Below are 14,247 nucleotides of genomic sequence, written 5' to 3' on the forward strand. Positions count from 1 at the left end.
GCCCGCCCGTCCGCGGGCCCGGCGGACCGCCCGGAGCGCGCGAGCCGGGCGCGGCCGTTCGGGTCACGTCCGGGCGAGGAGCCCGGCGGGCACCGGGCGTTTGCGGACGAACGCGGACCGCAGCGCGTGGTACGGCGATTCGGGTGTGAAGAACTGTCCGCGCATCACCGCGAGCTCCTCCTCCCGGTACGCGGCGAGCGGCTTCGCCCGCTCGTCGGCCTCGCGCGCGGCCTTCTTCGCCGCGATCCGCTGCTGGGCGGCGGGCGAGGCGGCGAGCAGCCCGGCCAGGTGGGCCGCGTTCGCCCCGAACTCGCCCGGCCCGCAGTCCAGCACCCGGTCGACCAGGCCGATCCGCTCGGCCGCCGCCGCGGACACCGGGAGGGCCCGGTCGGTCAGCCGTCCGGCCTCGGCCGCGCCCACCCGGCGCGGCAGGGTGTACGTCCAGTACTCCGACCCGTACAGGCCCATCAGCCGGTAGTGCGGGTTGAGCACGGAGCCGCCGCGGCACCACACCTCGTCGGCGGCCAGCGCCAGCATCACCCCGCCGGCCGCGGCGTTGCCGCCGAGGGCGGCCACCACCAGCCGGTCGGTGGTGGTGAGCACCTCGGCGACCAGGTCGTCCATCGCGGTGATGTTGGCCCAGGACTCGGCGGCCGGGTCCGGCGCGGCCTCGATGACGTTGAGGTGGATGCCGTTGGAGAAGAAGTCCCGGCCGCCGCCGAGCACCAGCACCGTGGTCGGGCGGCCGAGCGCGAAGCGGTACGCCGCCAGCAGCCGGCGGCAGTGCTCGGTGGACATCGCCCCGCCGGGGAAGGCGAACCGCAGCAGGCCCACCGGGCCGTCCTCGCGGTAGCGGATGTCCGACCACCCGAGTTGGCCGCCCTCGTCCGGCATCAGCGGCGCGGGGTCCTCGGGCAGCGGCGGGAGCAGGGGGCCGAGCGCGGTGACCGCCGGGAGCTTGAAGGTCGCCGGACCGCCCGGGGCGCGGCGGCGGCGCAGTTCGGGGATCCACACCGCGCCGTCCGAGGTGGCCCGGCAGACGGCGCCGGCCCGGGTGGCGAGCAGTTCGCCGGCCCGGCCGCGCAACCGCGGCTCGTGGTGGCCGCCGTGCAGGTACCACTCGGCGCCGCACAGCTCGTCCAGTACCCCGGGCTGGGAGTCCGCCGCGCGGAGCCTGCGCAGCACCGTCTCGGTGGGGTCGGTCGCCCAGTCGATCCGGCGGTCCTCCTGGCGCAGGAAGGGCCGGGTGCGGACGGCCTCGCGCCAGCCCGGGCCGTGCTGCGGCTGCGGCGCGTACGTGCCGGAGGCGACGCGCTCCACGGCGAGCAGGGCGGCGGCCACGGCGGCGTCGGAGACCTCGTTGCGGTAGAGGTCGCTCTTGCCGCGCTCGGGCAGCCCGCAGGGCTCCGCGGCCCAGACCGGCCCGGCGTCCAGCTCCGCCTCGGCCTGGAGCACGGTGACGCCCCATTCGGTGCGGCCCTCCTGGATCGCCCGGTCGAGCGAGGAGGGGCCGCGGTCGCCGGGCGGGCCGGGGTGGACGATCAGGCAGGTGAGCCGGGACCAGACCTCCTCGGGGATCGCGGTGCGCAGCATCGGCGCGAGCAGCACGTCCGGCCGGAACCGGTCCAGCGTGGCGGACAACTCCTCGTCGTCACCGGCGAGTTGGAACTCCACCTGATGGCGTCGGTCGCGCAGTTCGGCGTGCAGCCGCTGGCTGAGGCTGTTGAACGCGCTGGCGAGGAGCAGGATCCGCATGTCCGCCTCCGACGGTGAGGGCCCGGGATTCCGGCGATCATCGCCTCCGGCCCGCCCGTCACCCGGCCCGCCCAAGCCCGCCGCGCCGCCCGTTCACCCGGGCGGCGGGGACCGGTGCCGGCGTTCCCTGGATACGGCGACGGCGGTGGTCGAGCAGCAGGACGGTGAGCGCGGCGATGGCGATGCCCTCGGCCCAGACGGCGAGGGCCTTCTCGGCGAACCAGACCGGCTCGTACATGTTCGGCAGCGGGCCGAGGGTGCCGACGTCGACGTAGCGGTAGAGCAGCAGCGCGCCGAGACCGGAGGCGGCGACGAGCCAGGCGTAGAGGTCGCCGGTGCGGTGGCGCCAGAGGAGCACCACCAGGACGGCGAGGCTCGCGGCGGCGGCTTCGGCGCGGAACAGGGTGCCCTGGCTGAGGCTGTCACCGACGGCGTCGTAGCGGTCGGCGAGCCGGGCGTGGACGACGGCGTCCACGGCGAGGCCGGCGGCGGCCACCACGCGCAGCAGGAGGTGGACCGGGCCGTGGCGGCGGGCGGGTGCGGGGGTGGCCACAGGGCCTCAGCCCACGGTGAGGGTGCCGTGCATGAACGGGTGGATGGTGCAGATGTACGGGTGGTCGCCGGTCTGCTGGGGCGCGGTGAAGGTCGCGGTGGCGCCGGGCGCGATCGTGCCGGTGTCGAAGGACTTGTCGGCGGCGGTGAGGGTGTGGGCGGTGGTGTCCTGGTTGGTCACGGTGACGGTCTGGCCGGGGCCCGCCTTCAGGGTCGCGGGCGTGAACGCGAAGTCCTTGATGGTGACCTGGAGGGCGGCGGCGCTGCTCTGCGTGGGGCTCGTCACGATCGTGCTGGCCTGCGCGGGGCTCGTCGCGGCGGTCGTCGGCGTACCGGAGCCGGAACCCGAGCTGGAGCAGGCCGCGAGGACGGCGGGGAGCAGCAGTGCGGCGGCTGCCTGGAGGGGCCGGGGTCTGGTCACGTTCGGGCTCCGTTCGGGAGGGGGGCGGCGGGAGCGGCCCGCACCCCAGCCTCCTCCGGCGGGTGACCGTCGCGACCTGGTCCAGGGCTCCGGACAGCCCGCCATTTCCTTCGTAGGAGTGAAAGCGAAGGCCAGGAGTTGACGGGTGCCGGCGGGCGGTGCAGGCAGCGGATGCAAGGGAATTGTGGAGATTCGTCCGCCCCTGGCTGCCTGTGGACGCGCCGGGTAGACGCCCCGGGCACGCCGGGCCGTCCCGGTCCAGCGCGTGGCGATCACAGGAGGCCGTACCGATGCAGTTGTCCACCGTCCGCCCGGTGCCCGTGACCTTCCCCGAGAGCGCGGCGCCCGACGTCCCGGTCCAGGCGGAACTCCGCTTCGACGCGAGCCTCCCGTACGCGGCCTGCCTGGCCTTTCCGCTGACCCCGTGCCAGTGCACCGGGGACGCCGCCCGGGTGTGCTGGTACTTCAGCCGGGAGCTGCTGAACGAGGGCCGGCTCGGCCCGGTGGGCAGCGGTGACGTGAAGGTCCGTCCGGGGTCGGCGGGCGAGGTCCTGATCACCCTTCGGGGGCCCGGCGGCGGGTCCCTGGTCAGCGCGCCGGAGGACCTCGTCACGGCCTTCCTCTCGGACTCCTTCACCCTGGTGCCCGCCGGATCCGAGCCCGAGCACCTGGACATCGACGCGGCCCTGACCAGACTCCTGACCAGCGGCTGAGCCCACCGGCCGAGCCCGTCGGCCCATCCCTCCGGCCGACCCCTCGATCGCACGCGGTCCTCCGTAGAATCCACGGGCCGATCCCACTCCCCCGCAGGAGGCCGCGTTGACGTCCCACCCCGGACCCGGTGTGCTCACCCACCTGGAGTCCCTGCTCCACCAGGCTCCCGCCGACCGCGGCGGAGCGCTGTGGCGCCTCCAGGAGGAGGGCCGGCAGCTGGACGCGAACATCATCCGCCTGTCGGCGAACGCCGAGGTGGCCGCCCACGTGGAGCCCGACCTGGACGTCCTGGTCCAGGTGCTCGACGGGAGCGGCCTCCTGGAGACCGACAACGGCCGGCAGGAGCTCTCCGCGGGGTGCACGGCCTGGCTGCCGCACGGCGCGCGGCGGTCGGTCTCGGCGGGCGGGAACGGGCTGGTCTACCTCACCGTCCACCGCCGCCGGCCCGGCCTGTCCATCCGCTCGGCGCCGCTCGGGTAGGCCCCACGGCGGACGGGGTCCCTCGGGCGCCCGGGGCGAGTTACTTGACAGTCTCAACCTTTCAGGCCTAGCGTCGTCGCCAATTGCTTCACCTGATGAAGGATTGAGGAACAGCCCTGATGACCCCGCAGGACCACGGCACCGCCGTCGCCGCCGAGACCGCCCGCTTCGTCGCCGCCGTACGGCAGGCCGACCCCGCCCTCCCGGTGCCCGGCTGCCCGGGGTGGACGCTGGCCGACCTGGTCCGCCACACCGGCAGCGTGCAGCGCTGGTTCACCGTGCTGCTGCGGCAGCGGATCCAGGAGCCGCCGCGCAGCCGGGACGTCGACCTGCGGCTCCCCGAGCGGCCCGAGGACTACCCCGCCTGGCTGGCCGAGGCCGCCGAAGAGGCCGCCGCGGCCTTCGCCGAGGGCGACCTCGGCGCGCCGATGTGGGCCTGGGGCGCCGACCAGCACGCCCGGTTCTGGGTGCGCCGGATGCTGTTCGAGACCCTCGTCCACCGGGTCGACGCCGAACTCGCGCTCGGTCTGGAGCCGGACCTCGACCCGGCCCTCGCGGCCGACGGGGTGGACGAGTTCCTGACCAACCTGCCCTTCGCGGCCTTCTTCGCCCCCGGGACCGCGGAACTGCGCGCGGAGAACCGGACCATCCGCTTCGCCCGTACCGACGGCGAGGGCGACTGGCTGGTCCGGCTGCGCCCCGACGGCTTCGGCCTCGACGACGCCGAGGGCGATGCCGACGGGGGCGCCGACGGGAATGCCGACGCCACCGTCCGGGCCTCCGCCGCCGAACTGCTGCTCATGCTGTACGGGCGCCTCGACCGCAACACCGCCGGCATCGAGCTCTCCGGCGACCAGGAGCTGCTGGCGCACTGGTTCGCCCACTCGTCCTTCTGAGCCCCCGGCGGGCAGCGGCTCAGGCCGTCGCGGCGAGGGTGCCGTCGAAGGTGGCGGCCGCGAGGCCGAAGGAGAGGGTCATCCCGATGCCGGAGGTGACCGAGATGGCCCGGACGCCCGGGGCGAGGTCGCGCACCAGCAGCGGACCGCGCGGGCTGCTGGCGTAGACGCCCTGCCAGCGCTCCAGGATCCGCAGGCGCGGCACGCCCAGCACCCGGGCGACGGCGTCGATCAGCAGCTCGTACGTGCGCTCGTCGACGAACGGCGGGGTGGTGGCGTCGTAGTGGTGCGAGTCGCCGATCAGCAGGGTGCCGTCCGGCTGGCGGGTGAACATCACGTTGGCGCCGATCTCCAGCAGCTCCGCGCTGTGGCCGAGCACCTCCTCCCGCAGCCGGGCGGCCGACGGCCGGGCGGTGAAGGCGTCGTAGCGCAGCATCGAGGTGGCGGTCAGCACCGCGGAGTCGGTGTGGAAGCCCTCCGGGGCGGCGGCCCGGGCCATGGTCAGCCGGCAGCGCTCGATCCCGTGGTCCTCGGCGATGTCGGGGAGCAGGTGGTCCAGGTCGTGGCCGACGCAGACCAGGACGCGCTCGCCGTGGACCGGGCCGCGCGTGGTGTGCACGGTGCCGGACTCGACGCCGGTGACGGCGGTGCCCCACAGGACGCGGCCACGCGGCTGCTCGGCCACCCAGCGGGCCAGGCCGGGCGCCGCCTCGCGCGGGTCGACCCGCAGGTCGGCGGGCAGCACCGCGCCGCCCACCAGATCGCCGTCCCGGCCCGCCGCCCGGCCGAGCGCCTCGGCCGTCTGCGCGGCGCTGCGCAGCTGGACGGCGTCGCCCCCGCGTTCGGCGCGAAGCTCCTCCAGGACGGCCGCCTCGGTCGCCGAGCGGGCGACCACCAGGGTGCCCGCCTCCGCGGCCCAGATGCCGGCCGCCTCGGCGGCGCGCAGCCAGCCCGGCCTGGAGCGCTGGGCGAGGGCGAGCAGTTCGCCGTCCTGGGCGCTGATGCAGCAGTGGCCGAAGTTGCGGACCGAGGCGCCGACCGGACGCCGGTCGCGGTCGACGACGGTGACGGAGAGTCCGTTGCTCAGCGCCTCGAAGGCGTGGGCCAGGCCGATGATGCCGGCGCCGACGATCACCACGTCGCTGCGGGGGGTGGTGGAGGGGGACACGGGTGGGGTGCTGCTGCTCATGGGTCAAGCTTCCGGACTTCCGGGCCCTGCGGTCAAGACCTGTATGTACAAGTCACCGGCTGTTCATCCGTCCGACGATCACCGGGATCAGCTGGTGAACAGGAGAAACCGCAGCTGGACCGGCCTTGAGAAGTTCCGGGCCCGGGTGTCATAGTCGACTTGTGAAGACAAGTGAGGACCTCCCTCTCCACCAACGGCTCGGCGCCGAGTTCCAGCGCCGGATCGAGTCCGGCGAGTGGCCCGAGGGCGAGCCGGTGCCCAGCGAGTCGCAGCTCTGCGCCGAGTTCGGCACCTCCCGCGGGCCGGTCCGCCAGGCCCTGGCCATGCTGCGCACCGCGGGCAGCCTGGTCGGCGGGCGCGGCAAGCCACCCGTCGCCGTTCGCACCGCGCCCTCCCAGCCCTTCGACACCTTCCTGTCCTTCACCCAGTGGGCCCGCGGCATCGGCCGCGAACCCGGGCAGCAGACCGTCGAGGTCGCCCGCCGGCCGGCGTCCCCGGAGGCGGCGGCCCGGCTGGGCCTGGCGGAGGGCGAGCCGGTCGTCCAACTCGTCCGGCTGCGGCTGCTGGACGGTGTCCCGGCCATGCTGGAGCGCTCCACCTTCGTCCACGAGGTCGGCCGCATCCTGTTCGACTTCGACCCGGACACCGGCTCCGTCTACCAGGAACTGCTGCGCCGGGAGGTCGACCTGCACCGCGCCCGGCACACCATCGACGCCGTCGCCGCCGGGCCGCGCGACGCCGAACTCCTGCGGGTCGACGCCGGAGCGCCGCTGCTGCGGGTGCGCCGGCTCACCACCTCACGCCTGGGCGTGCCGCTGGAGGACGCCGACGACCGCTACCTGCCCGCCATGGCCACCTTCACCATCGAGAACACCATCGAAGGCCGTACCGTCATCGGCCGCTACCGCACCGAAGAGGACTGACACCGTGATCGAGCTCGCCGCCCTGGACATGGCCGGGACCACCATCAACGAGTCCGGCGCCGTCTACCGCGCGCTGCGCACCGCCGTCGAGCGGAACGGGGTGGCCGTCGCCGAGGCCGACCTCCAGACCTGGATGGGCACCGACAAGCGCGAGGCGATCGCCGCCCTGGTCCGCCTCGGCGGCGGCACCCCGACCCCGGAGCTGGTCGAGGAGAGCTACGCGGCCTTCGCGGAGTACCTGCGCGAGGCCTACCGGACCACTCCCCCGCAGGCCATCCCCGGGGTCGAGGAGGCGCTGGCCGAACTGCGGCGGCGCGGGATCAGGGTCGCGCTCACCACCGGCTTCAGCGACGACGTCGCGTACCCGCTGCTGGAGTCGCTCGGCTGGTCCACCGGCGAGGGCGGCAACCTGGACGCGGTGGTCACCTCGGACGAGGTCCCGCGCGGCCGCCCGGCGCCGTACATGATCCACCGGGCGATGCAGAAGACCGGGGTCATCGACACCCGCCGGGTGCTGACCGCCGGCGACACCGTGGTCGACGTGGAGGCCGGCCGCAACGCCGGGGCCGGCGTGGTCGTCGGGGTGCTGACCGGGGAGCTCACCCGCGCCGACTTCGAGGGGCACCCGCAGACCCACGTGCTGGCCAGCGCCGCCGAGATCCCCGCCCTCGCCGAGGCCCGGCCGGGCGCCTGACGGCTCCCCCGCACGGGCTGCCGGGCCGTCGCGGCGCGGTCCGCCGGCCCGTTGTGCGCCGCGCGCGCCGACCCGCTAGCGTGGACCGCTTCGCCCCCACCGAGGTCCACCGAGGAGAGCAGCGCCGTGTCCGACAGCTTCGCGCACCTGCACGTCCACACCGAGTACTCGATGCTGGACGGGGCGGCGAAGAACGGCAAGCTCTTCGCCGAGGCGGAGAGACAGGGCATGCCCGCCATCGCGATGAGCGACCACGGCAACATGTTCGGCGCGTACGAGTTCTTCCACGCGGCGGCGAAGACCGGGGTGAAGCCGATCATCGGCATCGAGGCGTACGTCGCGCCGGCCTCGCGCTTCCTGAAGAAGCAGGTGTTCTGGTCGCCGGGCGGCCAGCGCCCGACCGGCGCCGACGGCGAGGGCGGCAAGGACGTCTCCGGCGGCGGCCGCTACACCCACATGACGATGTGGGCGCAGAACGCGACCGGCCTGCGCAACCTCTTCAAGCTCTCCTCGCTCGCGTCGATGGAGGGCTACTACATGAAGCCCCGGATGGACCGCGAGCTGATCGCCGCCAACGCCGGCGGCATCATCGCCACCACCGGCTGCCCCTCCGGCGAGGTGCAGACCCGGCTGCGGCTGGGCCAGTACGAGGAGGCGGTCAAGGCCGCGGGCGCGTACCAGGACATCTTCGGCAAGGAGAACTACTTCCTGGAGCTGATGGACCACGGCCTGGACATCGAGCGCGACGTCCGCGAGGACCTGCTGCGGCTGGCCAAGCAGCTGAACATCCCGCTGCTGGCCACCAACGACTCCCACTACGTCACCGCCGACCAGGCCGACGCCCACGACAGCCTGCTCTGCGTCGGCGTGGGCAAGAACAAGGACGACCCGAACCGCTTCAAGTTCCAGGGCACCGGCTACTACGTGAAGACCGCCGAGGAGATGCGCGAGCTCTTCCGCGAGCTGCCGGAGGCCTGCGACAACACCCTGGCGATCGCCGAGCGGGTCGAGTCGTACGAGGAGGTCTTCACCTACGTCGACCGGATGCCCCAGTTCGACGTGCCCGAGGGCGAGACCCAGGCCTCCTACCTGCGCAAGAAGATCGAGATCGGGCTGAAGCACCGCTACGGCGACAACCCCAGCCAGGAGGTGCTGGACCGGATCGAGCTGGAGATGGGCGTGATCACCCCGATGGGGTTCGACGCCTACTTCCTCGTGGTCGCCGACATCTGCCAGTACGGCCGGGACAACGGCATCCCGGTCGGCCCGGGCCGTGGCTCGGCGGCGGGCTCGATGGTCGCCTACCTCACCGGGATCACCCAGCTGGACCCGCTGGAGCACGACCTGCTGTTCGAGCGCTTCCTCAACCCCGAGCGCATCAACCCCCCGGACGTCGACATCGACTTCGACGACCGCCAGCGCGACCAGATGGTCCGCTACGTGACCGAGAAGTACGGCGCCGCGTACACCGCCCAGGTCAACACCTTCGGCACGATCAAGGCCAAGGCCGCCGTCAAGGACGCCAACCGCATCCTCGGCTACCCGTTCTCGATGGGCGACCGGATCACCAAGGCGATGCCGCCGGACGTCATGGGCAAGGGCGTGCCGCTGGCCGACCTTTTCGACGAGAAGCACGCCCGGTACAACGAGGGCACCGAGATCCGGGCGCTCTACCAGAACGAACCGGACGTCAAGAAGATCATCGACACCGGGCGCGGCATCGAGGGCCTGATCCGCGGCACCGGTGTGCACGCGGCCGCCGTCATCCTCTCCTCCACCCCGCTGCTCGACCTGATCCCGCTGCACATGCGGGACAAGGACGGCGTGATCATCACCGGCTTCGACTATCCGTCGTGCGAAGCCATGGGCCTGATCAAGATGGACTTCCTGGGTCTGCGGAACCTGGGCATCATCGACCACTGCATCAAGATCGTGAAGGCCAACCGGGGCATCGACGTCGACATCGAGAAGATCCCGATCGACGACCCCACCACCTACCAACTGCTCGCCCGCGGCGACACCCTGGGCGTCTTCCAGCTCGACGGCGGGCCCATGCGCGCCCTGCTCAAGCTGATGAAGCCCACCGAGTTCGCCGACATCTCCGCCGTCTCCGCGCTGTACCGGCCCGGCCCGATGGGCATGAACTCCCACACCAACTACGCGCTGCGCAAGAACGGCCAGCAGGAGATCATCCCGATCCACCCCGAGCTGGAGGAGCCGCTCAAGGACGTCCTCGGCCCCACCTACGGCCTGATCGTCTACCAGGAGCAGGTCCAGCGAGCGGCCCAGGTGCTGGCCGGCTACTCGCTCGGCCAAGCAGACCTGCTGCGCCGCGCGATGGGCAAGAAGAAGAAGGAGGTGCTGGAGAAGGAGTTCGTGCCCTTCCACGCGGGCTGCAAGGAGCGCGGCTACTCCGACGAGGCCATCCAGGCGGTGTGGGACGTCCTGGTCCCGTTCGCCGGCTACGCCTTCAACAAATCGCACTCCGCCGCGTACGGCCTGGTCTCGTACCAGACCGCCTACCTGAAGGCCAACTACCCGGCCGAGTACATGGCCGCGCTGCTGACCTCCGTCGCCGACGACAAGGACAAGATGGCCGTCTACCTGGCCGAGTGCCGGCAGATGGGCATCAAGATCCTCTCGCCGGACGTCAACGAGTCGGTGGTCGACTTCACCGCCGTCGGCAGCGACGTCCGCTTCGGCCTCAAGGCCGTGCGCAACGTCGGCGTGCCGGTGATCGAGTCGCTGGTCGGCACCCGGGAGGAGAAGGGCAAGTACACCTCCTTCGCCGACTTCCTGGACAAGGTCGAACTGGTGGTCTGCAACAAGCGCACCGTCGACTCCCTGATCAAGGCCGGCGCCTTCGACTCACTGGGCCACACCCGGCTCTCGCTCAGCAGCGTGCACGAGAGCGCGATCGACTCCGTCACCGGACTCAAGAAGCAGCAGGCCATCGGCCAGGACGACCTGTTCGGCGCCCTCGACCCCGGCGACGGCGGCGGGCCCGGCATCGGACTGGACTTCCAGCTCACCGACAACGAGTGGCCCCGGCGCCAACTCCTCGCCCTGGAACGGGAGATGCTCGGCCTGTACGTCTCCAGCCACCCGCTCGACGGCGCCGAGCACATCCTCTCCCAGAACCGCGACACCTCGATCGCCGAACTCCTCGGCTCCGGCCGCTCCGAGGGCGAGGTCCGGCTCTCCGGGCTGATCACCGCCGTCGACCGGCGGATCAACAAGGCGGGCAACGCCTGGGCGATCATCACCCTCGCCGACCGCGACGGCTCGGTCGAGGTGCTGTTCTTCCCCGCGACCTACAACCTGATGGCCGACCAGATGGTCGAGGACAACGTGATCTCCGTCCGCGGCCGGCTCAACGAGCGCGACGGCTCGCTGAGCATCTTCGGCCAGGAGATCTCCACGCTCGACGTCTCCTCCGCCGAACTGGGCACCAAGCCACCGGTCCAGATCACCGTGCCGGTCCACCGGATCACCCCCCAGATGGTCGCCGAGCTCAAGCTCGCCCTCCAGGCCCACCCCGGAGACGTCCCGATCCGGCTGCTCACCACCAACTGGGACAAGAACACCCTCTACGAGCTGGGCTTCCTGGTGAACCCCGACAACGGGCTCGCCTCGGACATCAAGACCCTCCTCGGCAACCGGGCCTGGACGGGGGCGGCGGTCCGCTCGTAGGGCCTCGTCCTCGGACTCCCGTGACGGGACGAACGGGCCCCGGACCGGCCGCAGCCGGTCCGGGGCCTGTTCAACGGGTCCTCGGGGCGAGGGGTCAGCCGCCTCAGCCGTCGTTCTCGGCGGAGGGGATGTAGGCGCCGGGGACGTCGTTCGGGGCGTGGATCTCGTCCTCGCCCGGGTAGGGGGTGGTCCAGTTGTGGGTCTGGTACCAGGTCAGGTGGTTCATCTGGGCCGGGTTCGCGCGGTCCGGGGCGGCGTTGGGGCCGGTCAGGTGCTGCTGGGACTTCCAGGTGTCCCACTGGGCGGCGACGCCCTGCTCGGCCGCCGGCGGGGCGGTGGTCACCGGCGCCGCCGCCGCGCTGCGGTCCTGGGCACCGGGGACGTCGACGCCGCAGGAGGGCGGGGTCTTCAGGCCGTCGGTCAGCGAGGTCCGGTTGGGCACCGCGGTGAACGGGGTGTAGTCGGGCTTGTCGGTGAAGGCGGTGGCCATCGGGGTGGCCGCGCTGTCCTTCTGGTTCATCGGGTGGATCCCGAGGATCTGCTCGATGGTGCGGACCATGGTGATCTGCGAGTAGTAGCGGCTGTCGACGGCGCCGTGCTGGGCCCAGGGGCTGATGATCTGGATCGGGGCGCGGTGGCCGTCCACGTGGTCCAGGCCGGCCTGGGAGTCGTCCTCGACCACGAAGATCGCGGAGTCCTTCCAGTACTCGCTGTGCGAGATCTCCTGGACGATCCTGCCGACCGCCAGGTCGTTGTCGGCGACCTGCGCGGCCGGGCCGGCCGGGCCGCCGGTGTGGTCGCTGGACAGCCAGAGCATGTTGAGCGCCGCCGGGCCGTTCTGCTCGAAGTCCTGCTTCCAGATCTGGTACCGGTACTGGTCCGGCACATCGAGGTCGAACTTGGGGAAGCCGGGCACCGACACGTCGTTGAGCGAGGGGATCGGCGAGGAGGAGTTGAGCGGGTAGGCGGTGCCGTCGCCGGTCGCCTCCATGTGCTTGGCATCGCAGTACAGGTTCTGCCAGTTCGCGCCGGCGGGCTTGGTCAGGAACTGGTGGAACTCGCCGAAGTCGCGCACGTCCTTGCCGGCCGCCTGGGCGCCCGTCCACAGGAAGCCCGAGCGCTGGTGGCCCAGGGCGTCGTCCTCGGTGTCGTAGCTGCGCTCGTACTCGCCCGCCGAGGACTCGGTGTACTCCGGGTTGTCCGCCTGCATCAGCCAGTTGTGGCCCTCGGCGGAGTTGGTGCCGATGTCGTAGGTGTTGTCGTAGAGCCCGAACTGCTTGGCCAGCGCCTGCTGGTTGGGCGTCACGTCGGCGCCGAACTGGGCCAGCTTCGGGTCGCCGTTGCCCTTGCCGATGTCGCCGAAGACCTGGTCGTAGGTCCGGTTCTCCTTGACGATCAGGAAGACGTGCTTGATGGTCGACGGGTCGCCGATCCGGGCCGGTACGGCGACGGGCTTCGCCCCGCGCCGGTCGGCGGTCCGGACCGCGTTCTTGGTCCAGCCGTTCTGCTGGAAGACCTTGTCGGTCAGGGAACGGATCTCCTTGTCACCCGGCAGGGTGAACCGGGTCAGGCTGGAGGTGGTGTCGTGGGTGTTGTGGGCGCCCGTGGAGTTGGGGCGCCGGGCGTCGATGCCGCGGGTGTTGGAGACGACCACCTTCGAGCCGACCGTGGTGACCTCGGCCGGGAAGTAGTCGGTGGGCAGCAGACCGACGTAGCTCACCGGCTCCTGGGCGCTGGTGAAGCGGTAGACGGCCACCGCGTTGGCACGGCCGAGGGTGACCAGCAGGCGGCCGTCGTCGGTGAGCGTCACCGAGGTCGGCTCGTAGCCCACCGAGGCCTCCGGCCACGGCTTGGTGGAGATCCGCTGGACGACCTTGTCGTGCTTGGTGTCGATGACCGACACCTGGTCGGAGGCGGTGTCGGCGACGAAGACCGTTCCGTTCTTGGCGTACACCGCGGTCGGGTGCAGGCCGACGTCGATCGAGCCGACGGCGGCGGACGGGGCGGAGAGGTCGATCACGCTGACGGTGCCCGAGGTCGCGGCGCCGGTGTCCGGGTCGGCCGGGACCTGGGTGCCGTAGGAGTTGAGGGTGTCGTCGTCGGCGGTCGCCGGGCGCCCGCCCTCGTTGCTGACGTACAGCTTGTGCCCGACCTGCACGATGCCGCGCGGCGCGTTGCCCACCGTCCAGCTCTGCCCGAGCGCGCCGGTGGCCGTGTTGATCGCGACCACCCGGTTCTGGCCGTTGACGGCCGCGTACAGCGTCGAGCCGTCGGCGGAGAACACCGCGCCCGAGGCCAGCGCGTGCTTGTCGCCGTCGGCCGGGATCGCCACCTTCACCGGGTCGGCGAGCGAGCCGTCGGCCTTGACGGTGAACCGGGTGTAGCCGTTGAGCTGGCCGAGCCACAGCTGCTTGCCGTCCGGCGAGTAGACCGGGGCCTCCTGGCCGACCGAGCCGTCGGTCAGCTTGAGGTCGGCCGTCTTGGCCTTGCCGGCCCGCTGCTGCACCTGACCGGTCCTCAGGTCCACCACGACCAGCGAGGCGTCGCCGTCGGCGAGCGAGGCGGCCAGGTGGGTGCCGTCCGGGCTGACCCGGGAACCCATCAGCTTGCCGTTGTTGATCACCAGCCGGTCGCCGTACGGGGCGATGTACTGGTCGCTGGAGATCACCTGGCCGTCGGCGGTGACCTGGCCGACCTGGTCGGTGCCGAACTGGTGGGTGGCCGCGAAGGCCGTGCCGGTGGCCACGGCCACCGCCGTGATGCACGCCGTGGCCAGGGTGGCCCGGCGGCCCACCCGCCGGGCGGGCAGCACCGGCTGCTCCTTCTGGACACGTCGACGACGCGTTACCTGCATGGCCTCAGCCCTTCGTTGTGAGTGCGCGGTTGCGCCTGGGGATGTGGGGGTGCGGGGGGCTTCGGGCGACGGGCCC

11 protein-coding genes are annotated in these 14,247 nt (G+C 72.3%); 6 read left to right on the forward strand and 5 right to left on the reverse strand.

From position 1 onward, the window contains the following. Positions 1-63: 63 nt before the first annotated feature. From ACZ6Z8_RS01975 to ACZ6Z8_RS01985, 3 genes are read right to left on the reverse strand one after another with little or no spacing between them, the layout of a single operon-like run. Positions 64-1,755 carry a hydrogenase maturation protein gene (locus ACZ6Z8_RS01975; protein ID WP_465605370.1) on the reverse strand — a complete coding sequence of 564 codons (1,692 nt, stop codon included), beginning with the start codon at positions 1,753-1,755 and terminating at the stop codon, positions 64-66. Positions 1,756-1,813: 58 nt separating this feature from the next. Further along, positions 1,814-2,308 carry a hypothetical protein gene (locus ACZ6Z8_RS01980; protein WP_465605372.1) on the reverse strand — a complete coding sequence of 165 codons (495 nt, stop codon included), beginning with the start codon at positions 2,306-2,308 and terminating at the stop codon, positions 1,814-1,816. 6 nt (positions 2,309-2,314) lie between these two features. Further along, complete coding sequence (locus ACZ6Z8_RS01985) at positions 2,315-2,728, reverse strand: cupredoxin domain-containing protein (protein WP_465605374.1); 414 nt, start codon at positions 2,726-2,728, stop codon at positions 2,315-2,317. A 290-nt stretch (positions 2,729-3,018) separates the two neighbouring features. On the opposite strand from ACZ6Z8_RS01985, the gene ACZ6Z8_RS01990 reads away from it, so the two are divergent. From ACZ6Z8_RS01990 to ACZ6Z8_RS02000, 3 genes are all read left to right on the forward strand, one after another. Continuing rightward, positions 3,019-3,441 (forward strand): SsgA family sporulation/cell division regulator, encoded by a 423-nt coding sequence (locus ACZ6Z8_RS01990; RefSeq protein ID WP_465605376.1) that lies wholly within the window; start codon positions 3,019-3,021, stop codon positions 3,439-3,441. A gap of 106 nt (positions 3,442-3,547) precedes the next feature. After that, the gene (locus ACZ6Z8_RS01995) at positions 3,548-3,922 is read left to right on the forward strand and encodes a cupin domain-containing protein (RefSeq protein WP_465605378.1); all 375 of its coding nucleotides are present in this window, start codon (positions 3,548-3,550) and stop codon (positions 3,920-3,922) included. Between the two features lie 119 nt (positions 3,923-4,041). Next, the gene (locus ACZ6Z8_RS02000; RefSeq protein WP_465605380.1) at positions 4,042-4,818 is read left to right on the forward strand and encodes a maleylpyruvate isomerase family mycothiol-dependent enzyme; all 777 of its coding nucleotides are present in this window, start codon (positions 4,042-4,044) and stop codon (positions 4,816-4,818) included. A gap of 19 nt (positions 4,819-4,837) precedes the next feature. On the opposite strand, the gene ACZ6Z8_RS02005 is transcribed toward ACZ6Z8_RS02000, so the two are convergent. Continuing rightward, complete coding sequence (locus ACZ6Z8_RS02005) at positions 4,838-6,007, reverse strand: TIGR03364 family FAD-dependent oxidoreductase (RefSeq protein ID WP_465605382.1); 1,170 nt, start codon at positions 6,005-6,007, stop codon at positions 4,838-4,840. A gap of 161 nt (positions 6,008-6,168) precedes the next feature. On the opposite strand from ACZ6Z8_RS02005, the gene ACZ6Z8_RS02010 reads away from it, so the two are divergent. From ACZ6Z8_RS02010 to dnaE, 3 genes are all read left to right on the forward strand, one after another. Beyond that, a complete protein-coding gene (locus ACZ6Z8_RS02010; RefSeq protein WP_465605384.1) occupies positions 6,169-6,930 on the forward strand; it encodes a GntR family transcriptional regulator in 762 nt (253 codons plus the stop codon). A 4-nt stretch (positions 6,931-6,934) separates the two neighbouring features. Then, positions 6,935-7,624 carry a phosphonatase-like hydrolase gene (locus ACZ6Z8_RS02015; protein ID WP_465605386.1) on the forward strand — a complete coding sequence of 230 codons (690 nt, stop codon included), beginning with the start codon at positions 6,935-6,937 and terminating at the stop codon, positions 7,622-7,624. Positions 7,625-7,750: 126 nt separating this feature from the next. Next, on the forward strand, positions 7,751-11,317 hold the full coding sequence (dnaE, locus tag ACZ6Z8_RS02020) for a DNA polymerase III subunit alpha (RefSeq protein ID WP_402813615.1): 3,567 nt from the start codon (positions 7,751-7,753) through the stop codon (positions 11,315-11,317). Positions 11,318-11,420: 103 nt separating this feature from the next. On the opposite strand, the gene ACZ6Z8_RS02025 is transcribed toward dnaE, so the two are convergent. Continuing rightward, positions 11,421-14,171, reverse strand: a complete 2,751-nt coding sequence (locus ACZ6Z8_RS02025; protein WP_465605389.1) for an alkaline phosphatase family protein — start codon at positions 14,169-14,171, stop codon at positions 11,421-11,423. Between the last annotated feature and the right edge of the window lie 76 nt (positions 14,172-14,247).

This window comes from Kitasatospora sp. NPDC101108 (assembly GCF_055584725.1).